General features: G+C 52.7%; 21 protein-coding genes, 1 tRNA gene and 6 pseudogenes. 11 read left to right on the top strand and 17 right to left on the bottom strand.

Features of this window, described 5'->3' with window-relative positions; translation table 11 throughout:
- Positions 1-109: 109 nt before the first annotated feature.
- From ACSSVC_RS21505 to ACSSVC_RS21495, 3 genes are all read right to left on the bottom strand, one after another.
- On the bottom strand, positions 110-826 hold the full coding sequence (locus ACSSVC_RS21505) for an HAD family hydrolase (protein WP_404937048.1): 717 nt from the start codon (positions 824-826) through the stop codon (positions 110-112).
- A 105-nt stretch (positions 827-931) separates the two neighbouring features.
- A complete protein-coding gene (locus ACSSVC_RS21500; RefSeq protein ID WP_346635486.1) occupies positions 932-1,468 on the bottom strand; it encodes a hypothetical protein in 537 nt (178 codons plus the stop codon).
- 56 nt (positions 1,469-1,524) lie between these two features.
- Positions 1,525-2,157 (bottom strand): TetR/AcrR family transcriptional regulator, encoded by a 633-nt coding sequence (locus tag ACSSVC_RS21495; protein WP_346635485.1) that lies wholly within the window; start codon positions 2,155-2,157, stop codon positions 1,525-1,527.
- A 93-nt stretch (positions 2,158-2,250) separates the two neighbouring features.
- Here ACSSVC_RS21495 and ACSSVC_RS21490 point away from each other — a divergent pair, with 93 nt between their 5' ends.
- A complete protein-coding gene (locus ACSSVC_RS21490; RefSeq protein WP_492611336.1) occupies positions 2,251-2,859 on the top strand; it encodes an NAD(P)H-dependent oxidoreductase in 609 nt (202 codons plus the stop codon).
- Between the two features lie 27 nt (positions 2,860-2,886).
- Complete coding sequence (locus tag ACSSVC_RS21485) at positions 2,887-3,387, top strand: hypothetical protein (protein ID WP_346635483.1); 501 nt, start codon at positions 2,887-2,889, stop codon at positions 3,385-3,387.
- A gap of 91 nt (positions 3,388-3,478) precedes the next feature.
- Here the strand turns inward: ACSSVC_RS21485 and ACSSVC_RS21480 are convergent, their stop codons facing one another.
- Complete coding sequence (locus tag ACSSVC_RS21480) at positions 3,479-3,967, bottom strand: P-loop nucleotide/nucleoside kinase family protein (protein WP_346635482.1); 489 nt, start codon at positions 3,965-3,967, stop codon at positions 3,479-3,481.
- A gap of 172 nt (positions 3,968-4,139) precedes the next feature.
- On the opposite strand from ACSSVC_RS21480, the gene ACSSVC_RS21475 reads away from it, so the two are divergent.
- The 3 genes from ACSSVC_RS21475 to ACSSVC_RS21465 all read left to right on the top strand — a co-directional run bounded on the left by ACSSVC_RS21475 (position 4,140) and on the right by ACSSVC_RS21465 (position 5,343).
- Complete coding sequence (locus tag ACSSVC_RS21475) at positions 4,140-4,403, top strand: DUF1652 domain-containing protein (protein WP_346635481.1); 264 nt, start codon at positions 4,140-4,142, stop codon at positions 4,401-4,403.
- A 279-nt stretch (positions 4,404-4,682) separates the two neighbouring features.
- Positions 4,683-4,889, top strand: coding sequence for a hypothetical protein (locus ACSSVC_RS21470; protein ID WP_346635480.1), 207 nt, complete (start codon positions 4,683-4,685; stop codon positions 4,887-4,889).
- 367 nt (positions 4,890-5,256) lie between these two features.
- A tRNA-Leu gene (locus ACSSVC_RS21465) sits at positions 5,257-5,343 on the top strand.
- Between the two features lie 82 nt (positions 5,344-5,425).
- Here the strand turns inward: ACSSVC_RS21465 and ACSSVC_RS21460 are convergent.
- Positions 5,426-5,500 (bottom strand): annotated as a pseudogene (locus ACSSVC_RS21460) (tyrosine-type recombinase/integrase); the annotation flags it as partial.
- 355 nt (positions 5,501-5,855) lie between these two features.
- Here ACSSVC_RS21460 and ACSSVC_RS21455 point away from each other — a divergent pair.
- Positions 5,856-6,286 (top strand): annotated as a pseudogene (locus ACSSVC_RS21455) (lysozyme).
- On the top strand, positions 6,283-6,798 hold the full coding sequence (locus ACSSVC_RS21450) for a lysis system i-spanin subunit Rz (RefSeq protein ID WP_404937041.1): 516 nt from the start codon (positions 6,283-6,285) through the stop codon (positions 6,796-6,798). Before ACSSVC_RS21455 ends, ACSSVC_RS21450 begins: the two are co-directional and overlap by 4 nt.
- An 88-nt stretch (positions 6,799-6,886) precedes the next feature.
- Here ACSSVC_RS21450 and ACSSVC_RS21445 read toward each other — a convergent pair whose 3' ends face one another.
- The 6 genes and pseudogenes from ACSSVC_RS21445 to ACSSVC_RS21420 all read right to left on the bottom strand — a co-directional run bounded on the left by ACSSVC_RS21445 (position 6,887) and on the right by ACSSVC_RS21420 (position 14,356).
- Positions 6,887-7,567: an EndoU domain-containing protein gene (locus ACSSVC_RS21445; protein ID WP_404937040.1), complete on the bottom strand. Its 681-nt coding sequence runs from the start codon at positions 7,565-7,567 to the stop codon at positions 6,887-6,889.
- A gap of 189 nt (positions 7,568-7,756) precedes the next feature.
- On the bottom strand, positions 7,757-8,470 hold the full coding sequence (locus tag ACSSVC_RS21440; RefSeq protein WP_446440334.1) for an SOS response-associated peptidase family protein: 714 nt from the start codon (positions 8,468-8,470) through the stop codon (positions 7,757-7,759).
- A 67-nt stretch (positions 8,471-8,537) separates the two neighbouring features.
- Entirely contained in the window at positions 8,538-10,448 is a 1,911-nt protein-coding gene (locus tag ACSSVC_RS21435) for a D-arabinono-1,4-lactone oxidase (RefSeq protein ID WP_492611335.1), read from the bottom strand.
- Between the two features lie 76 nt (positions 10,449-10,524).
- Positions 10,525-10,851, bottom strand: coding sequence for a hypothetical protein (locus tag ACSSVC_RS21430; protein ID WP_015636211.1), 327 nt, complete (start codon positions 10,849-10,851; stop codon positions 10,525-10,527).
- Between the two features lie 2,293 nt (positions 10,852-13,144).
- Positions 13,145-13,352: pseudogene (locus ACSSVC_RS21425) on the bottom strand (hypothetical protein); the annotation flags it as partial.
- A gap of 467 nt (positions 13,353-13,819) precedes the next feature.
- Entirely contained in the window at positions 13,820-14,356 is a 537-nt protein-coding gene (locus ACSSVC_RS21420) for an AidA/PixA family protein (RefSeq protein WP_492611334.1), read from the bottom strand.
- Between the two features lie 411 nt (positions 14,357-14,767).
- Here ACSSVC_RS21420 and ACSSVC_RS21415 point away from each other — a divergent pair.
- Positions 14,768-14,965, top strand: a pseudogene (locus ACSSVC_RS21415) (DUF4113 domain-containing protein); the annotation flags it as partial.
- A 222-nt stretch (positions 14,966-15,187) separates the two neighbouring features.
- Here ACSSVC_RS21415 and ACSSVC_RS21410 read toward each other — a convergent pair.
- Together ACSSVC_RS21410 and ACSSVC_RS21405 are read right to left on the bottom strand one after the other, a co-directional pair.
- Positions 15,188-16,220, bottom strand: a pseudogene (locus ACSSVC_RS21410) (tyrosine-type recombinase/integrase).
- Between the two features lie 20 nt (positions 16,221-16,240).
- Positions 16,241-16,432 carry a DUF4224 domain-containing protein gene (locus ACSSVC_RS21405; RefSeq protein ID WP_346635461.1) on the bottom strand — a complete coding sequence of 64 codons (192 nt, stop codon included), beginning with the start codon at positions 16,430-16,432 and terminating at the stop codon, positions 16,241-16,243.
- 334 nt (positions 16,433-16,766) lie between these two features.
- On the opposite strand from ACSSVC_RS21405, the gene ACSSVC_RS21400 reads away from it, so the two are divergent.
- On the top strand, positions 16,767-17,084 hold the full coding sequence (locus ACSSVC_RS21400) for a hypothetical protein (RefSeq protein WP_346635460.1): 318 nt from the start codon (positions 16,767-16,769) through the stop codon (positions 17,082-17,084).
- Between the two features lie 123 nt (positions 17,085-17,207).
- Here ACSSVC_RS21400 and ACSSVC_RS21395 read toward each other — a convergent pair.
- Positions 17,208-17,536, bottom strand: a pseudogene (locus ACSSVC_RS21395) (hypothetical protein).
- Positions 17,537-17,661: 125 nt separating this feature from the next.
- Here ACSSVC_RS21395 and ACSSVC_RS21390 point away from each other — a divergent pair.
- Complete coding sequence (locus ACSSVC_RS21390; RefSeq protein WP_346635459.1) at positions 17,662-18,069, top strand: acyl-CoA thioesterase; 408 nt, start codon at positions 17,662-17,664, stop codon at positions 18,067-18,069.
- Positions 18,070-18,278: 209 nt separating this feature from the next.
- Here the strand turns inward: ACSSVC_RS21390 and ACSSVC_RS21385 are convergent, their stop codons facing one another.
- Both ACSSVC_RS21385 and ACSSVC_RS21380 read right to left on the bottom strand, forming a co-directional pair.
- Positions 18,279-20,684 (bottom strand): acyltransferase family protein, encoded by a 2,406-nt coding sequence (locus ACSSVC_RS21385; RefSeq protein ID WP_492611333.1) that lies wholly within the window; start codon positions 20,682-20,684, stop codon positions 18,279-18,281.
- A 732-nt stretch (positions 20,685-21,416) separates the two neighbouring features.
- Positions 21,417-22,304, bottom strand: a complete 888-nt coding sequence (locus ACSSVC_RS21380) for an ETX/MTX2 family pore-forming toxin (RefSeq protein WP_404937035.1) — start codon at positions 22,302-22,304, stop codon at positions 21,417-21,419.
- 1,112 nt (positions 22,305-23,416) lie between these two features.
- Between ACSSVC_RS21380 and ACSSVC_RS21375 the strand changes: the two genes are divergently transcribed.
- Positions 23,417-23,800, top strand: a complete 384-nt coding sequence (locus ACSSVC_RS21375) for a c-type cytochrome (protein ID WP_346635577.1) — start codon at positions 23,417-23,419, stop codon at positions 23,798-23,800.
- Between the two features lie 177 nt (positions 23,801-23,977).
- Here the strand turns inward: ACSSVC_RS21375 and ACSSVC_RS21370 are convergent, their stop codons facing one another.
- Entirely contained in the window at positions 23,978-24,226 is a 249-nt protein-coding gene (locus tag ACSSVC_RS21370; protein WP_492611332.1) for a hypothetical protein, read from the bottom strand.
- Between the last annotated feature and the right edge of the window lie 44 nt (positions 24,227-24,270).

Genomic DNA, 24,270 nt, shown 5'->3' with positions numbered 1-24,270 from the left:
GCCAGCGCCCTCCGGCCTATGGCCGCCGGAGCGCCTGCTGTTGGGTATAGCGAATCTTTTTCCTGGCCGTTTGCCGTTGGTCGGGTGCTTTGTGTGGGGGCGGTGGGTGTCAGCGAGCGCCAAGCCCGCGGCGCCAGGCCGGGTGGAAGTGTCGCCAGTGGGCGTCCTGTGCCGCAGCCAGAAGCTCGCGGTCACCCCGGGTATCGCCCCAGGCCCTGAGTCGGTATTGGCTCAATGGGCCGTAGACACTTTCCAGGCGCAGCACTTTGTTCTCGCAACGGCAGTTGTGGCCGGCGATGCGGCCGGTCAGCACGCCATCGATCACCTCCAGTTCGGTTCCGATCAGCCTGACGCCCAAGCGCGTGGCGAAAGGCTGCAGGACCAGGGCCGGCGACGCCGAGCACAGGGTTACCAGCGCCCCGGAACGCAGTTCCCCGGCTACCGCTTGCAGTCCACTCGGGCGCATCAGCCGGGTCCAGGATTTCAGGCAGAAGGCTTCGGCCTGTTGCTGGAGCCACGTCGCCTCGATGCCCTTGAGAAAGGTGCTGATCAGTTGCGCCTTGAGTTGGTCGCGTTCAACACGACGAGCCAGGTAGCCCAGGCTGGGCAGCGCCAGCTTGAGTATCCGTTGGCTGAACGCCCGTTGCCCGAAGGCAAACTTCAGAAAGGGCACGAAGCTGTCGTGGTGGGTGAGGGTGCCGTCGAAGTCGAATACTGAAAGCACTCGGTTGGCCTCGGCATTGAGTCCAACGGTGTCTGGGGGCAGCGGCTGTGTTTCAGCGTCAGCGTTCAGGGGCGGCAGGGCCGTAGGGGGTTGGGGCGACATAGGTGTTCTCGGTGGTTGCAGCCGCCTGACTCGCGGCCGGTATTGCCATTAATGGGTGCAGTTTACGCGCTCCGGCCTTTAGCGGCGGGCCGGGCAGCCGGCGGATCAAAGGCGCAGCATGGGCAATGGCTTCCAGGGGCGGATCAGCAGTTGTTTGAAAGACAGCTGAACCAGGCGCAGATGAAAGCCCGCATCAGGAAAGGCTGAAAATACCCGGCGCCGATCGTCCCGCGAGATGCCGAAACTCAACATTCCCAGCGACACATCTATCCAGTCGGCTCGACGAAAGCTTTCCACCAGGCTGTCTGGGCGAGGGGCGGCGGCAGTGAGCTTGTGGTGTTGTTCGATCATTGCCAGCACTTCGGCTTTCCACTCGGGCCTGGCGATTTCATCCAGGTGGGTTTCAGCCAGGCGCAGCGACGGCGGTAGATAGTCGAAAGTCCTGGCGGTCCAGATGCCCAGGTCGTGGAAAGCGCCGGCAATGGCCAGCTTCTGCAACTGCTGGGCATCGGCACTGATGAGCAGGTTGCAGAAGTTGATCACCCGGTACACATGGTTGCGATAGCCGGTGAAGTCCTTGCCCAATTCTTGTCGATAGCGTTGCAGCAATTCATCCAGCGGTTCCAATCGGGTCAGCAACATTGCTTCTTCCTTGCGGGACTGGCGCAGGGGCCGGTCGTCTATATCCAGGCAGGGGCTCATTGGCTTGCAGAGGTGCTGGCGCGTGCTCTTTCAACCATGGCCACTATGGTGGCGCAGAGTTCTTCCTGGGCTTGTGCGGGAGTGATTTCTCCCAACGCTGCTGCGTGGGACACCGCTTCGGCCGCACCGAGCATGGCGCGCAGCCCGGCCCTTGGGATCACGGCTTCGGCGGCGAAGGGTTCCAGAGTACTGCGGCACTTTTCCAGGAATATCGCCTGGTAGTCGCGCTTGATGATTTCCAGCTCCGGTGAACTGGCCAGGGCGGCAATCACCCCCGGGATTTCGCGGCCCTGTAGCAACACGCAGTCGACATAGGACGTGGCAATGACCGCTGCGCGGGCGGCAAGGGTCGGTTCGCTGGTTTGCAGGGCCTGTTCCATTAGCAGAGTCTGGCGCTGGTCGAAGTCCTGATACAACGCCGCCAGGAGCACCGCTCGAGTACTGAAATGGTCGTAAACCACCGGCTTGGTGACGCCGGCCTGTTCCGCCAGATGCCCCAGGGTCAGTGCCTCAGTGCCGTGCTCACGGACAATCTGCCAGGCCACGGCCATCAGTTGTTGCAAGCGTTGCTCCCGTGACAGGCGCCGTCGCGGCGATGAAACGGAATCGGTTTTCTGATTGCTTGACATGGCTATATACCAAAAGTAACTTATCGGCAGTAACTTACTAAAAGTATATAAAGCTAGATCCCCTAGCGCAATCCGTCCGCAGGAGTACTCGCCATGCATGCACTTGTTGTTGTCGCTCATCATGATCCCAAGTCTCTCACCCATAGCCTTGCGTCGCAGATTGCCGAGGGGCTGGGGCGCGGTTCCGGGCATTCATTGGAGATTGCCGATCTCTGGGCTGAAGGGTTCGAGCCACGATTCGGTGCTGCCGATATCGCAGTGCATCGAAGCCAGGCGCTTCCTCCCGCCGATGTGCTCGCCGAACAGGCACGCATCGACCGCGCCGATGCCCTGGTGCTGGTCTACCCGATTTACTGGTGGTCCATGCCGGCGCTACTCAAGGGCTGGATCGATCGCGTGTTCTCCAATGGCTGGGCCTTCGATTTTCGCGCGGATACCAAGCTGGAGAAAAAGCTTGGGCGCCTGCGAGTGCACCTGGTGGGGGTTGCCGGTGCCGACGCTGGCACTTATGAGCGACATGGGTATCTCGACGCGATGCAGACCCAGATCGACCATGGGATCTTCGACTACTGCGGGGCCAGTGTGGTGACCTCGCAACTGATCTTTGACTCGGAGAGCGGGGATGTGGCGCCTTGCCTGGAGCGGGCACGAGCGCTAGGGCAGGCACTGTTTAGTCCCGCGGCGGTCGTCGAATCGGTGTGAGAGTGGGGATTGGGGGCGGGAACAGTTGTGCGGCGAGATTTCGTACTTGGCGTCACGGTCCGCTTCGGGAAGGGCCGGTTCGAGTTCCTAGCCCCAGCAACACCAGGCAAAGGTGGTCAGGCACAGCATCAGGGGCAGGGCGTCGAGAAAGTCATTCATACCAACACATTCCATTCAGGCAAGTGCCGGCAATTTAAGGTGAGCAATGTTGTCTGTCTGTTGCGATTCTGTGAATTTTCAGCGCATTTTCGTTTAAACCTGGACGGCTGGTCGCAGTACGGCGATGGCCAGCTCAGGCGCATCGCCGTGGAGCCTGGAAAAGGCTCGGGAAGAAGTGCTCTGAAATTCAAAGACTCAAAAAAAGTGTGGATATTTAATGACTTAGGTGATTTTATTTACGTTTTTTTCTTCAAAATATCTTGTTACAGAATGTACTGTTCCGTTACTATAGCTCCGCGTTCACCTACCACGGTTTATGCATTTTTAGTCCCAAGTGTCCATCAGCTACTTGGGCTTTTTTTTGCCTGAAATTTGCCGTCGTCACCGTTCTCGGCGTACTTTTCCCACGCAAGATTCGGAAACGGGCCCAGCATAGGGCCCGGCCCAGCTATCCCGGATTTCAGTGCTCCAGGATGTGCAGTCCTTCTTCCGCCTGTGGAGGCACGAAGTAACGGCAGATCAGCTCGAATTGCTCCTCACTGGTACTGAAGGGGTGATCCCCCTGGCTGTTACGTTCCCGCAGTCTTGTCAGGCAGATATCCTCATCGACATGCAACAGGTGCAATTGATGCTCGGCCTGAGCCTTATCTGCCAAGGCTCGCAACCAGGCGCGTTGGGCCAGGGTATTGGCGGGGAAGTCCAGCACGACATGGGTTCCCCCGCGCAACAGGGTGATGACCAAAGGCTCCAGCGCATTTTTCAGGCGCTGGGCATGCAGTACATAGTCAGCAACTGAATGAATAAGGCCCGGGTACAGCTGCGCCAGCCATTGGTCCTCACAGATCAACACGCTGCCGGGAGCCTCGGCCAATCGCTTGGCCAGGGTGGATTTGCCCGAGGCGATCTTGCCGCACAGCAGGTGTAGAACGGCAGGGGATGAATGGTTCATGCTTTTCTCCCGGGCTTTGCGCCTCAGACGATCGGAGAATGGTCGGGTTCAGAAACTGCGTAGCAGAACTGAGAGGTAGTTAGCATTTTTGTGTGTTTTTCGATACACAGGATCAGACGCTGACCTATTCTCAATAGGAAAAATCCACAAAATCCCACACAGGCGAGAAGCCATGCTCTCCACCAGCGAGCTTTGTCACATATTGGAGTCTGGCTTTCTCCCGCTTTCTTGCGTCTGCAGCGTGCATCCCAACGGTTCCTTGACGATCAAGATCTACGATGCCGAATCTGGCCGGGTGGACTTGTTGCTGACCGGTGTCTCGACCGCCGAACTCACTAGTGTGCGCGACATCTCCAACCTGATCGGCGAGTTGCGCACCGAACTCCGGGCTGGGCGCAGAGCCTTTGCTGGTGGTTTTACCAACTACGCCGGATAACGCCATCTGGACGTTATTGGTGACAGTTGAACATGTCATTCTGAACGCATAGCTTTGTGTCGTTCGCCCGGTATCTATGGCTCTTTACCGGTTCATGGATGGCGAGGTCATGTGTACTGGGCGAACTCCGTTGGCTATTGACGTGCTTGTTTCCAGCTCAGAGCCTGTAGTATCCCATCGCAGTGCCTGCATCTGATCAATGACCTGAGCGCGGCATGCCATGACTTTTTACTCTTCGATCTGTCCTCGCGGATTGACTCAATATCAAGGACGACCTCCATGAATATAGGCAATACGCCTCCCGCCAATTACACCTATGCGCAACTTTCAAAGGTGCTGGAAAACAACCGAACAGTGGCCCAGGTCAAAGGCCCTGAGGCGCCAGTGGAGCAGGAGTTTTCGACTCACCTGGAGACCGAGTTGGCCGCCTCCCAGGAAGACCCGCTCAAACTCAAACTATCGTTGCGTTTTCTGGCTGAGGCCTGAGGCCTGCCAATGGGCTGCTTCGCGCCGAACGCTTTGCTTGGTTTGGCTGGTGCCAGACTCGAACGAGCATGGGGCTGATGATAAGTCTTTATAAATCAGTTGGTTGGCTAATATCTCCATGTTAGTCTTGGCGCCGCTGAAAAAGTCGACGCAGTGTTTGGTGAGCCTCTCGAGGATGATCAGATCGCCGCTGTAGGCTCCTGATTTCCTGTGCTTTTTTACACAGGACTCAGAGTGGAGGGAGAGGTTTTTTTGCCTGCTTCGACCTTGCTTCACAAGGACTGGATGTATATATTCCACACCCTGCTTTAAGCACTGGCCGGCTTGCTGCCGATTGATTGTTCCAGTGTCGCGTGATCGCGCTACCGCCCGAATGGCGAAACTGGTAGACGCATGGGACTTAAAATCCCCCGCTCGTAAGGGCGTGCCGGTTCGATTCCGGCTTCGGGCACCATCTAAAATCAAGGGTTTACGGGCTATAGCCAGTGTAAATGCCTGTATCTTTCCGGTCCGCAATTAATCCAATGGTCCGCAATTCACTTTGTCGGTGAGACCTTCTTGCCTTTGCGGTTGCGGATGTACTGCTCAGTCATCACTACGGTGGTATGCCCATTACGCAGTAAGTCTCGAGGCGAACAAGACGTACGCCGCGCATATTCCATGGGACCGCGGCTGCGGCTTTGTGAGCCAGCTCGGCAGCGGCACTGTCTTCAGAGGCGCTGTTCATGAGTGCTGCTACGGGCAGCAGGGGTCAATTGTGCACTGCAGTGGAACTCGCCGGAAACTACGTACGACGGCGTTCACAGCACGACCCCCCAGGGGTTCATGTCGCTGCTTTCAGATCGCATGCCTTCTTGCTCGTACATAGACACTGCTGAATACCCATACCCCTTCAATCCGCAGTTGTAACTGCGACGTGTAAACACGCCCGCCTTGAGCGGGTTTTTTATTGCCTGGAGAAAAGTAATGCGTACATCACAACGCGGCATGAACTTGATCAAGTCGTTCGAAGGCCTGCGCCTGCAGGCCTACCAAGACAGTGTTGGCGTCTGGACCATTGGCTATGGAACAACGCGCGGTGTGAAGGCCTGCATGTCGATCAGCAAAGAGCGGCCGAGCGCATGCTGCTGAACGATGCGCAGCGCTTCGAGCCCGAGGTGCAGCGCCTGATTACGGTGCCTCTGAACCAGAACCAGTGGGACGCCCTGATGAGCTTCACCTACAACCTGGGAGCGGCGAACCTGGAGTCGTCGACGCTGCGTCGTCTGCTCAATGCTGGCGACTATGCTGCCGCGGCCGAGCAGTTCCCGCGCTGGAATAAGGCAGGAGGAAAGGTGCTTCCCGGCCTGACGCGCCGCCGGGAGGCCGAGCGAGCGTTGTTCCTGGAGGCTGCATGAAGGCCTTGAGCTGGTTGTTGCCAGCCCTGGCCCTGGTTCTGGGGGTCGCCCTGGGCGGTTGGAGCGCATGGGCGTGGCAGGCCAACGCCTACGGTAAGGCTCTGGCCGAGAAGGCTCAGGCGTACAGCACGGATCGCGAGCAGGCTGCCACGGCGGTGATCAACTGGCAGGAAACCCAGCAGGACACGCGCCGGGCGCTGGAGGACCGCCTGCAGGCGAATGACAAAAACCACTACAAGGAATTACGCGATGCTCAATCGATCCAAGCTCGCCTGCGTGATCGGCTTGCTACTGCTGACCTGCGGTTGTCAGTCCTACTCAACACCGCCGCCACGGGTGGTGGCAGTGGGGTGTCAGCCACCGCCGGCACCTGCGGCGTGGTTCATGGAGAAACGCGAGCCGAACTTGCCCCAGCGGCTGCTCAACGAATTGTCGCCATCACCGGTGACGGCGATCAAGGACTGATCGCCTTGGCCGCGTGTCAAGCGTATGTCAGAGAGGTTACGCACTGACCTACATTTTAAGCATCACCTCAATTCATGCTCCATCACTCTCCTATAAATGGCGTGCCAGGTTGTAACCTTTGTTGGGGCGTGCCTTTTAGAAAATTGGATACGCAGTTGTGATGGTTTTGCCGTCGAAAAAAGTTTGCAGCGGAATCGGTTTGTTAAAGACCAGACAGTATTTTTTGTCTACGGGAATGGGTGAGGAGGGGCCGCACCTACTATTTGCGTCGGCGTCGCAGTTATACGAGGTTGGTATAGGGTTTTTTTGATCGTACTTATGATTATAGGCATAATCAATACTCATTAGTACTTGGCTTGCTGTGCAGCTGTTTGGAAACATTGTCGAACTTGATTTGACTGCAGAGTTTGATCCATCATGAATAATGAAGTTGAACAGTTTGTATATTTGAGTGTTGTTGAGATTGAATATTAAGGGCGGTGGTAAGGGTGTTGGGGGTAATGAAGTAGGCGGTGGACTTGTTTTTGTAGTTGTAGTTGTTGTGATTTTTGTCATTGTTATCGTTGTTTCGGCAAGAATTGTACTGACGAATGTGGCATTTGCCGCTGAATGAAAGCCTTTTGCGATACCGGACTTCACTTCTCCGCAAAAAATATGTCCCTGATCTATTGGCGTCTTTGTAGATGGCAACACTACTTGTTTGGGAAGGCATGTGGTTGCTGCTAGCTTCGTGGTAGGTGGTGATGTGAAATTACTGCATGAGATGAGTGCCAGTGTCGATATGGAAATTAGAAGTAATTTTTGGGTTGCGCTCATCTTTATCATCCTTGATAACGAGTGTTTAATTTTTTCTGTGTTCGGAGGCTATGCAGGGTGCTAAAAGGCGATGTTGCGATTTCACTGTAGATCCTAGCACTCTACTTTCAAACGTGAGAGTTTGGTATTTCATGTAGAACTGACGAACGGAGTTTCTGGTTGGTGGCGGCTGTCGTTGCTCGCTAGTGATTATCCGCAGTTCATCATGTTGTCGCCGACGGCCTTGGCCAGCGGCACTATCAGCTCCGGCCCATGGTTGCGTACATTTCCTACTGCAGTGCTGACCCTGAACCACTCGAAGGCCTTGGCGACCTCGCCCTGGTGCAGGGCCATCTGTTCGGCGCGCTCCTTCGGCGTGGCCGGGTCGAGCCACTCCCGGGCCAGCTCAGGCGCAAGGACCACAGGTCGGCGGTCGTGAATATCGACCATGCCGCCGGCGCTGTCGGCGGTGATGATCACAAAGCCTTCGTGCTCCCCGTGGCCTTCGTCTGGATTCGGAAGTTGTCCGATCGAAGCGCAGAGAATCGGCGAGCCGTCCCGGTGCCGGATCAGGTAAGGCTGCTTCTTCGGGCCGCCTTCGTCCACCCATTCAAACCAGTTGTCTATTGGGCATAGGGCCCGGTGTGGCCAGATTTGCCGGAAGAACGGGCCGTGGGCCACGTTCTCGGCCCTGGCATTGATCGGTGGGGCTCGATCCTTGGCCCAGTGCGGCTTCCAGCCCCAGCGCACCGGGTCGGCGTAAAGCCTGCCAGCGGCGACATGGAACAGGGCCAGTTGCATGCTCGGTGCGCCGTTGTAGTGTCCCAGAGGCTGCTCGCCCAGGTTGTCGACCAGGGCCCCGGGCATGCTCAAGGCCGCCACGAAATCATGAATGCCACGGTACTGGGAAAGGCGCCCGCACATGGTCATGTCCTCAATGCCTGCTTCAACTGTAGATCAGGCACCGGACGCTTTCCTTGGCGGGGCAGCTCTACTGGGGCGTGTCTCCCAACAGCGCCGCTACGAAACGGTTGTGGAACACACCCTGTGGATCGCAGCTTCTGCGGTAGGAATCGAAGGCCTTGATTCTGGCACCGCGCCGCGTCGCCAGATCCTTGAGGAACGCCGGGTTGAACGGTGGCGAAAATGTTCCAACGGGGCGACTCGGGTCGTAGAAACCGAACATCTTGCCGGTGTGCGGCATTCCTCCCAGGGCCACCCAGGCGCGCTCGATGTCGGCGAAGAAGTGCAGCAGGAGCTGGGGGTATTCAGCCCCCGCGACGGCCGGTACGTAACCGATCAGGTCCAGATTGACGAAGGTCGCGTTGGGGGTTTCGGTGTAGGTTCCGGCCAGTACGCTGTCGCCGCCACGGACGAAGCGGAACTCCATGGGGGCAACCAGCAGGAAGTCGCTGGAACGCTTGAGGCGCTCCATGACCGCGTCAAGACCCTGCCAGGCCTTGCCCAGCCCTGAGTCATCGAGTGCCGGGAGTTCGATGAAATAAGACATGAAGATCACCCGCGACGCCCGGGTCAGCCACAAGTCGGAGTAGACAGCCGCAGCCTGATCGAAGAGCGTTTCGATGGTGAGGTAGCCCGCATCGATGATCGCGTTGGCCGCCGTTTTGTTTCCAAGATACTGCGCCGCAATCAGGGGCGGTTCGAGGATTGGCTCCATCGGTATCAAATAGGGCGCGCCGAAGATGTTTTCTTGCGCCAGGGCGCAGGCATCGGGAACGCTTGCCTTCAGGTTCGGAATCTTCGTCGCTGGGGACGAAACCAGGTCCCACCACAGGATGAGGAAGTGGTGGGTGTACGGATTGACGAAGGACTCAACGCGGTCATGGCTCGCGAGCAGGGTCTTGAATTGGGCAATGAACGCCTGCTGATCGTTACAGGTGATGTTGCCCTCCTTGCCCGATTTCAAGGTCGTGGCCCAGGGGCGTGGCATCACCTCCACGGTGACCGAGGTGACGATTCCCAGGGCCCCCAGAGAGACGCGGGCGAACTGCAGGGGCGACCAGCCATCCACCGCTGGGGTCTGTGTGTCGAGGGTCCTTACCTGGCCATCCGGGCCCATGATGCTGAACGCCGAGACCGTTTCCGCGAAGATCGGCGCGTTGATGGTGGCACCGTGCACGTCCACCGCGGTCATCCCACCAAGGCTGAAAAAACCGCCGGCGGTCACGGTCTTGAGCATCATGTCGTGGCCCGTCAGAAACGCATCCAGTACATCCTCGCGTACACCCGTGTTCACCGTGACCTTGGTTTCGGAGGGGTGCAGCACGATGGACTGATTGCCCTCGGGCCCCAGGTCCTTGTAGCAGGAGAGGTCGATCAGCCAGCGTGCCGGGTTCGGCGCGAGGCGATTGTCTTCGGCCACCAGGGCCGGCTGCGCGTGCCGCTGGCCGGAAACGCGGACAGTCGCGCCAGCCAGTGCGGCTTGACTGACGATGGCCTGGAGTTCAACCAGGTTCGTCGGCGAGAAGTAATATTCCCCATCGATCGACATTGTATGAACGATGTTCTGAGCCCAGTTCCTCCACGGCAGAGGCTGGACCTTGAAGTCCAGGGTCGTTCCTGTCACTTCGTAAGCTGCCAGCCTGCCGTTATCTGCCGACTGCACCAGGGGCGTCCCTCGACTACTTGTTCCAAGCACTGCACAAACATAAGGGGCCACCCCGATCGCATCGGCTGGAACTCCGAGCGACGAAAGTGCCGGGCTTACCTTGTACAGGCCGTTGTTGAAGTTGCCGCTGTTCCAGGCTGAGGTATGCCAGCTTCCCTTCGAATCAAACCACTGAATCGAAAAGTTCATGATGAAGATGCCATTGTTAAGGCAGCCAATGCGCTCGACTTTTCTCATGATGATGTCCAGTTGGGTGGTGGCGGCATGAAACATGCGGTCGATGAAATGCGCTGGCGCCAACCCTCCATGGAGCATTGGCGCCAGGCATCATCGGGACAAGGGTTGCGGTCTACTCGATCAAGTTGATTGCAAAGCCAATGAACGTGGTACCGACAGCGTCATAGGTGGCGATCTGACCGTTAGCCGCGAACGCGACAAACGGCGTTCCCTGACCGGAAGTCCCGGCTACTGCGTGTCCATAGACCGTGACCGCCAGCGCATTGGCCGGAACCCCAATGGTGTTCAGATCGGGAGTTGTCCGCGAGGTCGCCACGGGATAGTTGCCGCTATTCCATTCGGAAGTCACCCACCTGCCGTCGCTGCCCAGCCATTGGACCGAGAAGTTGAATACGTAGCCGCCTTTGTTGTTAACGGTGATTTTCTGGACCGGTCTCATAGTAATCTCCTGTTAGGGTAAAAGTTTTCAATCAAGATAATTCGATATCCACCATTGGCGGGTGGATGCCTTGTTTCTTGTTCGACAAGTGTTGAACTAGAGATGTATAAAGCAATTATTCTTGTCTGCTTTCCTTAGTGCCGTTGAATGGCATGTGGGTTGTGTGGCATGCCAATCGATGCTGCTTGATGCTGGGTCTGTTTTCGTGGGTTGGGGTGAAGCTTGTTGAAACAATTGCAACAGCTGTTGCGGGCCAAATATCACAGCAGGAACGAGCGTTGTTTCCGATAGGGTGATTCAATTTTATGTAAAGGTTGAATGGCGGTTGCTGCGCTTTGGCTACTTAAACTGTAGCAAGCATATTTTTAATGTGGGTGTAGTTTTGAGTTGGGTTTAATAGTTGTCCCTATTAAACGGGGCATTCGGGAATACGATAAAAACAGGATGTTTTTAGCAATCAAGCTGTTGATGGTTATAGAGGGTGGGCCTCTCTACTGCTAGACGTCTTGCGGGGCGTAACTACCTGGCGGTGATCAATTCGGCATGCACTATCCCCGAGCAGAAGGATGGCTGGCGGGGCAGAGCGCGAACCTGCACCTGAAGCAGCGGGCGCGACAGGCTTGCAGCGCGTCAGTGCGCCGTTGCACGGCTGATGCAGATGCACCACCTGCAGGATAGGGACCGCAAGCACGGCATCCAGGGTGGATGCGGGCGCGAGATCCGGGGTGCTGATTGGCGGCACAAAAGGGTAAAGCCGGGCTCACTGCTGAACCGGGGCCTGGTTCGTGCCGCAGGGGATTGGCCGAGGAGAATCGGCCCGTTATTGCGGAGGTGCAGAGCCGCCAATGAATTTTTCAGTACCAGGCTGGTGGGCACCGTATTCGACGACGTACCACCCACCAAGACGTCTAGCCTGCGCTTCGGCGGTAGGTTTATCTGCGTAGATATCGATGAATTGCCATGATCCGGGAACGTCCCTCATCACTGCCCAGCCGAGTACCCAGCCGTTGTTGTCTGGGTCAGCGGGAAGGTTTTTCCTGAGGCTTCTGATTGACACCACCGCTCCTTGTCTTTGAGAGGGGCAACACGTTACTGCTGATGCCGGGCAAGGTGGTAGTGGCATTGGTCTTGATATTGCCAATATCGATGCCGAGCTTCAGGGGGGATACGGCAGAAGCCGGTGGGACACCTGCCTTCAGCGCTCGCTCAGCGTGCTCTCTCAATTCCTTCTGGTAAGAAGGGATAACTGAAGAGAGTTAGTTGCCCCTGGAAATGCTGGCGGGCAGTGAAATAGGTTCAGGTTGCAGGTGTCCGGTTTTATTAGGCCACTACAGTGGACGTTGCGATTGCAACCTTGCTAATTTCCCTGACCGGTCTAAGGTCTATCTCAGTTCTTACTTCAGCGTGCCAGGAGGCATTCAGTGCAGGGTAGGAATCGGCCACGTTTCACAGTTACATCTAGCAAATTCCCATTGGGAGGGATACCAATGAAAAAACTACCAGCCTGTTTGATTTCACTTGCCTCGGCGCTGAGTCTATCTGTTCTTTCTAGTTATGCTCTAGCGGATGTATACCTTTGTACATCCGATCCTTGTAATACTTGGGAGCCGACTCCACTCACAGAAGATCAACGTAATATAAAGTCTCCAGATAGTAATAAAACCACTATTAAGGCGACCCTGGAGAATTCAGTAAAGACAGAAATTTCCAGTGCTTACAAGACTAAGGATCCGAAAGGTAAAAATCTCTACCTCAAGAAAGACCTATGGCATAAAGGGGGTTCAGTTCCTTTTTCGGAGGATGTGCATGTGACTGTTTATATTTATGATAAACCCACCAGCGCGAGGCCCTCTAAGTCATGCCACGCTTTCTCATATAAGAAGCAGGGCAACAAGAACTACTTCGGTACCTGTCAATAGACGTAGTTATCTCGAAGCCGGAGCGCTCAGCAGATTCCGGTCCTGGGGAAGTGTTGTCGCTCACAACGCTTGCTTGGCGCCTATGGTTGATCTTGGCAGTGTTGCTAGTGGCAACCGTGGAGCGTTAATCGAATTCATCCACTACCTCTACTACCTCGGCTGCTCAGTAGTTGCTGTAGGCTGCTCAGCGCCGATCCGCTCGAGCAACGCCCTCTCCTTGGCGCGTTTCTGCTGTTGCAATTCCGCGTTGGTCTTGGCCATGGCCTAGCATCTTCGATGCCGCTGGCCGGTATCGTCGACCAGGTTTGTCGGTGGCTCGGATGTGAGTACGACGCTGGCGTTGAGTGAAGGCTCAGCCGGCGCGCGACAGATCGTTATGCAGTAGGTCTGACACGGAAGGCCAGGTACACCGGGCCGAATGGGAAGGTGCTGACTTCCAATTCATCTAGGGGGGTTGAGCGTGCGCGTGCGGCCCCCTGCGTTGCTGTAGATCATGTGGCTGCTCGACACCGCGATGTTGATCTTGCCGGCGGCGGCCTGGATTAGCGTGGCCTTGAACCCTTCAGTCACATCGTCACCGACTCCGGCGACCGGGGACTTATCGCGCTGCGGGCCTGCCAAGCGTATGTTCGGGAAATTCAAAAAGAATAAAATTCAGCTGAAAATCCGCTTTAAGAAGAATGACGCTTTCGCCTACATTTATGGGCGTAAAAATTAGCATGCCGGGTACGAGCGCTCTGAATCGGGTGTTCTGGACCGAATCCAGTTAACTGGAATTTGTGGCGGAAAATCCCGTTATCGGTATCACCGACGACGGAGACCGAGGAATGATCGCGCTGGCTGCGTGTCAAGCGTATGCAATGGATGTTTCTGAAAATTGGGGTTTTTACAAGTATTGAATTCTTTAAATGTCAGCGCTTAGGGGGGGGCGACTTAGTGCTGCGAGTGTGGCGTATGTACTAAATAGACTTTCGTAATAGGTGAACAGTACTAGGGCTCTCGCCCAATTTGTGTTGGGCGAGAGTCTTGCTGCCTAATAGTCGTCCAGTTTATTCGATGTTGAGTGTTGGATCCCATATGCAGCATCCAACGACTTTGTTAAATCTGTCGACGATAATAAAGGACCATGTGTATAATACGGTACCTCTTGCTTCTGCAGTAGCCTCCCATGTATTTATAGTGATCATCTGTGGGATTGGTGGTCCGTTTGGATTATTGGGATTAAGCGATGATACGTTGTCAGTGATTGGCGTTAGTCTAGGCTGGGTAATAATTCCAGGGGGGGTGGAACTAAGGATATTGAATTTATCTAATATCACCGCAGTGCCGAGGTTCCTTGAGATGTCTGTTGCGCGCCATCGAATGACATCGCCAACTCCTACTGGGAGATATAGGTCGCCTGTTCCTTGATGTCGAAGTCCATTACTAAACTTGGCAGTCATGTGGATTGTTTTTTGGGCTAAATCATAGCTCAGCGCAGTTGGTTGGTTGCGGTTAGTGCTGATGTCCGGGTGTCCCTTTTCGTTGTAGTATTGAATAATGGTGTCTACATCTATCACGGTTAGTACATCAACAATAATTCCCATTATGACTTTCCTTTGTCTGGGTTAGAGGGGTGCGATGAATTAAATGTTCGGCGGATTGGCTTTTGTTAAGCAGTTTTCGAGTTGACTATAGGTCCAAGGTTTGGGGAGTCAAATAATTATCTTAAATATTTGTAGACAAGAGATGAGCGGTAGCCCAGCATGGGTTGAATAGGTGTTTTTTTTATTGCAAAGGGTTGTATTTTGTTATTTCAATATTCAGTTTTGGCTTAAAGGTACGGTGCGGAGTTTTGGACTTTGTCAGCTCTGATATTGCTATCAATACACATAAACTCGCAAATGGTGCACTTACCCACGGGGCGATCAATTCAGCATACAGCCCTGAATATTCCAATATCCTCGAACGGCCTGCCTTGCTACGTCACCATTTGTTCACATTCGCGCGCCTCGACAAAGCTGAAGGGGGGTCTGGACGAGATCAATCAACGATGGGGCAGGAGAACGCTTCGTTCGGCCAGCGTGCCGAGCAATCCGGACTGGGGGATGCGGCGCGAAATGATGAGTCAGAGCTACACGACTAGGCTAGATCTGATGTGGAAACATGCATTTGAGTGGGAGGTGTTCGGTCGGCAGGACGCTGGAGGGTGGTAACATCAGCTTTCATCAGGGCTTGAATGCAAGCCAGCGCTGAGAAAAAAGTACAGCAGGAAGTACATCTGAATAGCGTCGCTTTAGGTTTGGCCAGTAAACGTTGATGTTTTTGCACTGAATTAGACTCCGGCTTCGGGCACCATCTATTTCAAGGGCTTGCACGGTTTTTTTGAGTGAGCCTTATCCTGAACTGCTCCGCAATTTCAAATACTGTTCCGCAATTCACTTTGTAGGCGTGACCTTTTTGCCTATCCGTTTGCGGATGTAGTTCTCTGTCATCACCACCGTGGTGTGCCCGAGCTGATCTCTTGCTTGCAAGTATGTCGCCACTGGATTCCGCTTTGTCGGTGCCGGCCTTCGCTCGCAAATCTCGCATCTGAAAATCAGCTTTTTCAACTCCTGCCGCCTCGCGCGCCGCATCAAACCTTCCCCGCAGCATACTGGTGGTCATTGGCTGTCCATCCTCCATCACTACAAGCCGAGTAGATCTCACTCTGTAGCCCGCTTTCCTGGCCGCAATGCGGTCAATCACGACCCTTAGTTCCCCAATGGTCTCAATCCTGCGCCTGGCTCCGGTCTTGCTCTGGGCAACAGCAAGTTTTCCATCCTTGATGTCCCGCTAATCCATTTTCAGCGTATCGGCGATTCGCTGTGCGGTTAGATAGAAGAGATCCAGGGCGTCTTTGAGCGGCTGATCACTCTTCGCGTAGACAGCCGCGAACATTTCATCCTCGACGTATACGTCACGACCGGTCTCCTTGTGCCCCTTTACCCCGGCACAGGGGTTGGCCAGCGCGGTGTATCCGCACTCGGGTGTAAAGTTCCAGATAGCGCTGAGCAGCGCCTTTTCCCTGTTCGCCCGAACCGGCGCGGTCTTTCCTCGTTCCCGTAGGTATTGCCGCACATGTTGCGGCTCAATATCCTCGAGCGACGCCGGTGGGTCATTGAAGAAATCGAGTAGGTTTTTCAGCTCGCGCTTGTTGTTCTTCTGGGTGGCGGCTGACTTGGTTGGGACGACCTCGCTCATGTAGAGGTCGGACACATAGGCAAAGGTCAGCACTGATTGTGCCAGAGCTGACGCGGTTCTTGTTTGCTCGAGCTTGGCATACTCCATGATGGCCAGACCGTAATCAGTCCCCAGGGAAATCTCCTTTCGTGGCTTGCCTCCAGTGTCGTAGAGGTAGTAGATCTTGTCCCCGCGCTTGCGAAGTCTCAGGCGAGGGATGCTCCCGGGAAGTGTCGGTTTTCTGCCCATCATCGAGCCTTACGCGGTTGTCACTTGGCACGCCCTGTCGGTAGCTCCACTTTCCCCGCGATCAGTGCTGCGGTGGTGACGCAGGGCCAACCGTTACGCTTGATTGTGTGCCTGATTCCGTTTTTGCACAGCACAGCAATCTGGTTGGCTTTTGTTTTTGCGCCAGTCAGCTCACACACTTCGTCATGACTCAAAAATTCAATAATACTCATGCAGATATCCATGCCGCGCGTGGCGGCAGAAAGTAGTTATTCGGCCTGTAGCTGGTAGTAGGTGGTGTACCGGCGCCGCGGACAGGCTTTCCGATTGTTGAGGGGGGGCAGATGGCGCTGATCGCCGCCGGCGTTGCGCCGTGGCAGGGTTGCAGCGTTCGCCCGGCCTAGTCCTTCATCCAAGTCCTGGGCTCTCGGGTCGGGTGGACTCTTCTGGACCAGTCCTGTCGGAGTGTGACCAGTCCGCTGAGTTTTACGACTCAGCTGGCTTGGGCCGTGACGGTTTTGTTGAACTTAGGTAACTTGGCATTTTCCCTTCACGGATGACGGATTCATGCCAAGAACGAATCGTATTGCAAAAAATGCCCTGAGTATCTCGCTGCTGGGCTTACTAGTCACTAGCACATTGGCCTTGGCGGAAACTCAAAAGGTGACCGATCTGTTACGCAGTGGCTATGAGATCAAAGCCGCCTACCAGTCGCCAGCAAGAGTCGGCACGGTTCACTTTCTAATCTTGCAAAAAGGCTCGTCTGCGTTCCAATGTATGAGCTACGGCTCCGAATTAAGGCCGAAATTCTTCGACTATTCCAACACCTACTCTTGCGCAGAAGTTCAGGATCTGATTCCCGTCCAGCCTAACCTCGGGCAATGAACCAAAAGTGCATTTACGGTTATGGGTAACGCTGGATTTTGTCTAGGCCGCGCAGGTTCGGCAACGTCATTCATGGCCTTGGCCCCGTGTAGATCAGGTAGAGCATGTAGAGGGCGGGGAGGATCATGGCTGCACCTCCCGGCGCGCCCACCAACAGACCGGGCCATCGTTGGTGTCATGGATAGCCAAGCAGAACCAGCCTTCGCCTTCAGGCTTGCCCGGCTCCCAGTAGCCGCAGTGCGGCTCATCGGACTGGAAGTAGCGATCTGCGACCTCTTCCGGTGCGTCTGCCTCCAGGCTGATCATGACGAGCTTCAGGCCCTGCTGTGCGACCCAAGCCTTGCACTTTTCGCCGTCGCCCTCGTCGAAGTCCGGCAGCTCGGGTGCTGGAACATTCCGTATTCGTCGCGAACGACCGGTGCTGCTTGGATCAGTTTGATTTCTTCAGGCATGACTTCGTCCTTGGCCGCTATAGCGGCTGACTTTGAAGGGGGAGGGAGGTATCGTCCGACCCGAACACGCAGGAGCTGCGATGTGGTCTTGCGATCTCTATCACTCAATATTAAGGATTGATCTAGTGCCGAGCTCTGTGATTATTAAGAGAAAGGTATTGTTCGGCGATTGTGATCCGGAGGGGATAGTCTATACACCTAGGTTTTCGTACTTCGTTGTTGAGGCTGTTCATGATGCACTTACAGTGTGGCTCTCCGGCCCCGGATTAAGAACTCTGCTGGGTTTTAATCTACTGCCTCCAGCGAGGGCTTTCTCTCTAGAGTTTCTTCGCCCAGTCACTTGGGATGATGAGCTTTCGATGAAAGTGAGTGTTTCCAGTGTTGGACTTCACTCGTTCACATTTGAAGTCGAGGGGCATGTAGCGCCAGGTGTCATAGCATTTACTTCTAGTCTTACGCACGTTTGCGTCTCGCCGGTTACCAGAGAAGTTATTGAGGTTCCTGAGCAACTGAGGGCGCTACTCCTGTCTTGAGAGTTGTAGTTGCTTGGACAGGGCGCAGCGGATCGAAGTTTGGCTCGCCGGTAATGACCAGCTTCGTCACTGTCGAGCTCTCAATCTTCAGCGCTGGCGGCCCAGCTGCGTCGTGACAGTTCGCGATCATTGTCGTTGAAGGTCAGCTCGTCTATGCGCTGATCTCTTTCGTTCAGATCTGACTGAAGGGCGGGGGCAGTCCATTCATCCTAGTTGAAAATTTCAAGTTCGCCTGATTTCTGAAGCTTCTCTCCAATAAAAATTGCTCCACTTTTTGTAATGTGAGAGACATCAGAGAATATTGGATCACCGGTATTTGAAAAAACAGAGCATGTTTTTTTGTTCCAGTTACAGATGTATTTTCCAATGTCTAGGATTTGCGCCCCGTGAGCTTGATCCATAAGCTTGGCTCTCTTGCTTTCAAGATTTGAGGTTCGAGAGGCGAAAGCTATTTTTTCTGGGATGACATCTTTCCAACGAGATAGAAGCATTACGTCAATGCCCCCTTTACCTTGAGCTTTTGAAGGTATGATGATTAGTTTGGCGTTTCGGTTTGATGTCGTCAGTGCATGTATGGTGTTTTGTATTTGATCTATTCCATAGTCTGTCCAGGATGAGGCTATTACTATAATGTCGGCCGATGAAATGCGTATGTCATTTAAGATGTTATTTTGCCTTTCTCGACACTCTTTTTTTTGCATGGTATCAGTGGGAATGTTGTCGTAAAACTCTGTATTTATGGGTATTACCGCTTGGCATGAAACTGGTATTAAAATTGTGGAGATGTCCAGTTTTTCAGGGGTTGTTTCTTCTATTATATTCAAAAAGTCAGCAGCTTGACTGTCTCCAATAATCAGTACTCGTTTTCTGTGGTTGTTTGAAAATTTTTTCCCTTCAAGCTTGTTGAAGCGATTCCATACATATGCACGATGTTGCTCTATTGGCGTTTTGAGTAGCTGCTGAGTAGCATCTGAGAACCGTTGTGGCAGACCGCTGGAGGAGTAAATTAAGCCTCCAATAATTGCAAGTGGTGCCAGTAATGCGCAGAAAGATATGAGGCCTGCCTTAATGCGGCCATGCTGCTTTAAGTATTCGATGTGTCTAAATGGTGTTTCTACATATTGATATAGTAATTTTGCGATAATTAATGTTGCAGATAGCAAGGCTGCAATTTCCAGTAGTGATAGCGGAGCCTGACTTACTCTTATGGACTTGTAAAAAACAACGATTGGCCAGTGCACCAAATATGCAGAATAGCTAATTTTTCCAATAGCAACAAAAGCTCCTGAGCTGAGAATTTTTGAAGTTATCGGAGCGTCATTGCAATATATTAGTAACGCCGCCCCTATACATATTGGTAATGTGGCGATTCCTGGGAAACTCATCTGGCTTGAGTAAAGAAAGCTTGGGGCTAAGATTAGCAATGTTCCTATAGCAGCCACGACTTCCTTGTTTTTTTGATTTAAATAGTCTTTGTTTATAAATACAAGAATTGCGCCAAAAGTAAACTCGAAAAATCGAAACGGAGACAGGAAGAAAGCGGCATTTCTGCTAAAGCTTAATGCGATCTCTGCGGAGATTAAAGAGATTAATGCAAAAGCTATTATTGAAATTATGGCCTTTGATTGATTTAAGAGTCGCCCAGTAAAAAATAAAAGCAGTGGAAAGAATATGTAGAATTGTTCTTCAACTCCAAGCGACCATGTGTGTAGTAGCGGTTTGCTAATGGCGTCTGAGTCGAAATATCCTGACTGAAAATAGAAGTAAATATTTGAAATGAATAATGATGAGGAAAGGAGCGAGCCACCGAATTCTTTATAATTTTCAGGAGGGGTGATTGCAGTCGCACATAAAATCGTAAGCAGCGACACTGCTATCAATGCGGGGAATATTCGCCTGGCTCTCCTGAAGTAAAATTTTCTAAAAGAGAATTTTTCAGAGTGCAAGTCTTGGCATATGATGCTTGTTATTAGGTATCCGCTGATTACAAAGAATACATCAACTCCTACAAAACCACCTTTAAGGTGCGGAAAGTCAAAGTGATAAAGTAATACAAGGCCTACGGCTATAGCGCGGATTCCGTCAATTTCTGGAGAGTACTTTAAGGCTTTTATTTTCCAGCTTTTACAGGGGGCAGCTCTTTTTAAATGGTCGGCACTTAGTTCTCTTGTTCTTATGGTTGTGTGAAGGAGGATGAATAGTATAAGGAGTGTTGCTGTTGGCAATATTATATAAAGTGGCGGATCAAAGCTAACGGAGAGCCTGTAGGCCATCTCTGATGGGGTGGTGCTTGAGTTGTGTTTCGTCTGGGAGAGATAGATATCTCTCCCCCAGTAAGACCATTTTCCCCCTCCATTTTCGCTTATGTCGTCATGAAGTGCTCCTCCGCGTCCTATCGGCCTGCCATTTTCGAATAAAATGCCATCCTTAAAAATGCTTTTTTGATTCTCTGGCGCGGAAAATATTGTAATCCAGAAAGGTACGGCTGCAATATAAGCGTTGCGATCTTGGTGTTTTATATTATTTAAGTCTACTGATGCTGTTGGACGTGCCACATATATAGCGAGTAGGGCGATCAATAATATAGAAGATGCTTTTGCGAATAAACGTATCATTCTACACCAGGGTTTGGTTTAAATTTTTAGAGTGTGCAGTATGAGTCTGAAACTTAAATCTATCACGTCATCATCCTTGTGACATATCTTGATTTGGTGACTTTTCAATATAACGAACTAGGGGTTATCGGTCTAGATGCCTTGATCATCGAATCTGCAGCGGTACAAGCCTTCTGGCGCTGAAATGAGGCCTGAGAACTGGTAAGCGATGTGTAGAGTCGCAGCGGTGACCGACTCATCGCCAATTCTGTTCGGCAGGACGCCGGGATATATTATGCCTTGGCGCTCATCAGGATTTGGATGCCATCCAGCGCCGAAAAAATAGTAAAGCAGGAAATACATCTGAATTGCGCCAGTCCAGTTTTTCCTATCAAACATTGACGTTTTTGGCTTAATTAGACTCCGGCTTCGGGACCCATCTACTTCAAGAGCTTAGGCGTGTTTCCTCGCTTCTTAGGCAGAAAGCAAGTTGTCGCAATCCTCTATGTAGCCGCAATCTACTTTGTTGGCTAGACCTCTTATAGACAAAGGCATTGGTGTTTGGAGCAGCAAGCGGGTGTGCGACGATTTCATGGGCTACTAAAATCGGCTTCGAGAAAGGTATGACCGAAATCGGCTGCCTGGCTTACGCTCCTGCCGCCGCAGTGGGAGAGCAAGATTGATGACGTGCTGCCACATAAGTGGCAGCTGGTCTAGTTACACAAGGGTTGAATCCTGAACGCATACCAATATTTACACTGACTGTGAAACGGCCACATTGTCATGGATTATTTCAAATCTTGCTGGGAAGTGACTCTCCTCAATCAATACACCTTTTTCTTCTAGGTTTCTGATATTGGTTATATCAAAAATTCGAACGTCAAATCGAAGTCCATGATTAGTGACGAACCTTGTTTCTGCCGAGTTTATTGCTGGATTGAGTGGCCAGCCACCGTCTAAAAAACCTTCAGATTGAGACGGGTTTTCTCCCCAGTTACTCATGACTCTTGCAATACTACCAAGCGGAGAGTCATGTCGCACATGATTAGTCCGAGCTCTATAGTTGGCAGTGCCATAAAGCTCGGCACGAACTGTACTTCTACCCGAAGCAATCACTCTCTCCATAATGTAATCAACTCGATACCTTCTGTTTGCAGGGACCGAAATCGAAAACGGGTCAACGGTCCAGCTCCTCTGCGTTGTCCTTGTGACGGTATTTTGAGTGGACATATTGTATTCAACGCTAAAGTTGTGAGTAATTCCTCCGCTGGCAAATAGTACATCTACAGATGCAGTAGTCTCTACTCCATAAGTAAACACCCATCCACTTGAGTTTGTGGTTGATGTTTCGCTTGTCTCTACATAGCTGAAGCCGGGCACAGGGAGAGATATTTCATGCGACAAATCATTGCTCATGATGTTTTGCGTAACAGTTAATATTTCGACTGATCCAGCGACGGATGCGGGAATGCTCTGTCCTGACAGTTTGGCATCATCAACTCGATGCCCCAGATAATCAAGGGGGGTGTTTGCAGTACCGGGCCGCTGGGTATGTGTTGCATAATTTACCAACATGGTTCTGAGCATGGTGTCTAAATCCACCCCAGATCGTGCACTTGTATCAACACTATCCTTTTTCATTTTTTTAGCGTCCTTTGATTATGAATTCTCCATAGAATTTAACGCTAGCAGATTGGTTTTCGGTGTCAATATTGTGGAGGGCACGACATCCGCTCAACTACGCCATCAACATTCGTCCAGCCTGACACTGTAGTTTGAAAGATTTATCCCTCTTGGTCCTTTAAATGGGGGCCAAGGTATGTGGTTGGAGGTATTTTCCTTCCAAGCACAGAATTTTCATCTTCGGCTTGGCTTCAGCATCTTCGTCGAACTTAAGGCTTACGCCGTCGGACACTAGTGGTTTTTATGCAAAAGCATTTAGACATCTAAGCGATAAAGTCCGGTAATACGTAGCCCTGATCCCAGCGCTTAAAGCGATGGCGTAAGCGGTGTTGCCCGTATGGTTATCTGTACAGCCCTCAGTCTCCATTGACGGTGCATGTCGGCCTGGCCGAGCGCCGGCAATGGATCGGGCATTTATTCCTTCAGTAAACCTGCCGATGATCAGCCGCTGTTCACCATGCCACCACCTGTGGCCTTGGTCAGTGACTCTATTGGTTCCGAGCTTTGATTGCTTCTGCTTGGTGCGCTCTTTTGGCGTTGTCGGGTCTGGCTCCAGGACCATCGACTGGCGCTGATGATCCGGGAGAAGTCCAATTGAGCTGCAGAATATTGCAGGTTGTCGCGGTATCGAATAAGACAGTGCTGTTTCTTGGGCCCACCCTCATTGATCCATTCAAACAAGCTATCGATTGGGGGGACCGTCCGGTTTGCCCAGATTTTGCGGAAGAAATGCCCGGGGATGACCTTATCGACGCGAGCATTGCCCCGGGATTGGTCATCAACTCCTCTGGGCGATCGTTGCACGCAAGGGCGTCCCGAAGGAGAATGGCGGGCTTCTAATCACCGTCACCAGGATTGCTCAGTGAAATCAGTGAGTTGGTATCAAGCTTGTGGACGGGCATGCCAAGCGAAACACCGTGTGATCTGAAGTTCTTCTCTTACGAGCGCGAACACATTGCTCATGAACAGCCTCGGTTCAAATGTTCTCGAGAGAGTTGAGTGCTGCAGAAGCACGCCAGGGATTTGCCTTCGATTCAGATCTTATTTATCCAATAAGGCCATATGGAAAAATGAAAATAAAAGTACTATTCATCGCTTCGCTAGGGATTCTATCGCTGTTTCAAGCATCACTATCCTTCGCGGATGATGCCAATGGAAAAAATATCTATTTACAGCGCTGCGCTATGTGCCATGGAGCAGATATCAAAGGGACAGGACCATTGGCAAATAAAAGCAATCCTCCTACGCCAGATCTAACAACGTCCGCTTTCAAAAAACGACTGAATGATTACCCGGGCGTTATTGTGTCATCGATAATACTGCGTCCAAATGGCGACTTGATTCCTAGAACTTTGCGAGAAAATGGTGTGAAGCTATCGCCATTCTCTTGGCGGGTTAATGATTTTCGCGATTTAAATCAATATATGAGTGGTGTGATTTTAAAGAAGCGATGATGTTGAGGTAAGAGTGCGATATGGAGTTTTAAGGGGTATTTAACGATTTGCCTAGGGCCTTAAAGGCTACCGCTCGTAAGGACGTGGCATTTCGATTCAGACTTCGGGCAGCATTCATATCAAGGGTTTGCCTGGTTTTTACTATGCAGGCCCTTCTTGTTTTCGTTCCGCAGTTGGTTATTTTTTCGGCGTGGCTTTCATATCTTGCACGGCTGCCCACTTGTGATCACTTGTTTGAAAGACTTTGGCCGTGTAGCTCGTTTCCAGATGCCGTTCACAGACGAGCCCCAGCAACGTCTGGGGTTCGATAACAGGCATGGATACGCTGAGGTCGAATTCATTGGCGCAGATGATCGGAGACACTGGATATGAAGCCTGACTGTCTGGGCTGGGAATCATAACAGCCAGGCATGTCACTTCTTTCATCGGGACTGTATTACCACCCTGATTGGCTAGTCGGGGCGGTTGGG

This window comes from Pseudomonas sp. E1BtOHC1 (assembly GCF_058744285.1).
Note: the sequence above shows the minus strand (reverse complement) of the source record. Positions and strands in the feature narration are given on the sequence as shown.

Coding starts and splice junctions, on each gene's coding strand:
- ACSSVC_RS21505 (WP_404937048.1), bottom strand. CDS start 826: ATGTCGCCCCAACCCCCTACGGCCCTGCCGCCCCTGAACGCTGACGCT.
- ACSSVC_RS21500 (WP_346635486.1), bottom strand. CDS start 1,468: ATGTTGCTGACCCGATTGGAACCGCTGGATGAATTGCTGCAACGCTAT.
- ACSSVC_RS21495 (WP_346635485.1), bottom strand. CDS start 2,157: ATGTCAAGCAATCAGAAAACCGATTCCGTTTCATCGCCGCGACGGCGC.
- ACSSVC_RS21490 (WP_492611336.1), top strand. CDS start 2,251: ATGCATGCACTTGTTGTTGTCGCTCATCATGATCCCAAGTCTCTCACC.
- ACSSVC_RS21480 (WP_346635482.1), bottom strand. CDS start 3,967: ATGAACCATTCATCCCCTGCCGTTCTACACCTGCTGTGCGGCAAGATC.
- ACSSVC_RS21475 (WP_346635481.1), top strand. CDS start 4,140: ATGCTCTCCACCAGCGAGCTTTGTCACATATTGGAGTCTGGCTTTCTC.
- ACSSVC_RS21470 (WP_346635480.1), top strand. CDS start 4,683: ATGAATATAGGCAATACGCCTCCCGCCAATTACACCTATGCGCAACTT.
- ACSSVC_RS21450 (WP_404937041.1), top strand. CDS start 6,283: ATGAAGGCCTTGAGCTGGTTGTTGCCAGCCCTGGCCCTGGTTCTGGGG.
- ACSSVC_RS21445 (WP_404937040.1), bottom strand. CDS start 7,567: ATGAGCGCAACCCAAAAATTACTTCTAATTTCCATATCGACACTGGCA.
- ACSSVC_RS21440 (WP_446440334.1), bottom strand. CDS start 8,470: ATGTGCGGGCGCCTTTCCCAGTACCGTGGCATTCATGATTTCGTGGCG.
- ACSSVC_RS21435 (WP_492611335.1), bottom strand. CDS start 10,448: ATGTTTCATGCCGCCACCACCCAACTGGACATCATCATGAGAAAAGTC.
- ACSSVC_RS21430 (WP_015636211.1), bottom strand. CDS start 10,851: ATGAGACCGGTCCAGAAAATCACCGTTAACAACAAAGGCGGCTACGTA.
- ACSSVC_RS21420 (WP_492611334.1), bottom strand. CDS start 14,356: ATGGGAATTATTGTTGATGTACTAACCGTGATAGATGTAGACACCATT.
- ACSSVC_RS21405 (WP_346635461.1), bottom strand. CDS start 16,432: ATGAGTATTATTGAATTTTTGAGTCATGACGAAGTGTGTGAGCTGACT.
- ACSSVC_RS21400 (WP_346635460.1), top strand. CDS start 16,767: ATGCCAAGAACGAATCGTATTGCAAAAAATGCCCTGAGTATCTCGCTG.
- ACSSVC_RS21385 (WP_492611333.1), bottom strand. CDS start 20,684: ATGATACGTTTATTCGCAAAAGCATCTTCTATATTATTGATCGCCCTA.
- ACSSVC_RS21380 (WP_404937035.1), bottom strand. CDS start 22,304: ATGAAAAAGGATAGTGTTGATACAAGTGCACGATCTGGGGTGGATTTA.
- ACSSVC_RS21375 (WP_346635577.1), top strand. CDS start 23,417: ATGAAAATAAAAGTACTATTCATCGCTTCGCTAGGGATTCTATCGCTG.
- ACSSVC_RS21370 (WP_492611332.1), bottom strand. CDS start 24,226: ATGAAAGAAGTGACATGCCTGGCTGTTATGATTCCCAGCCCAGACAGT.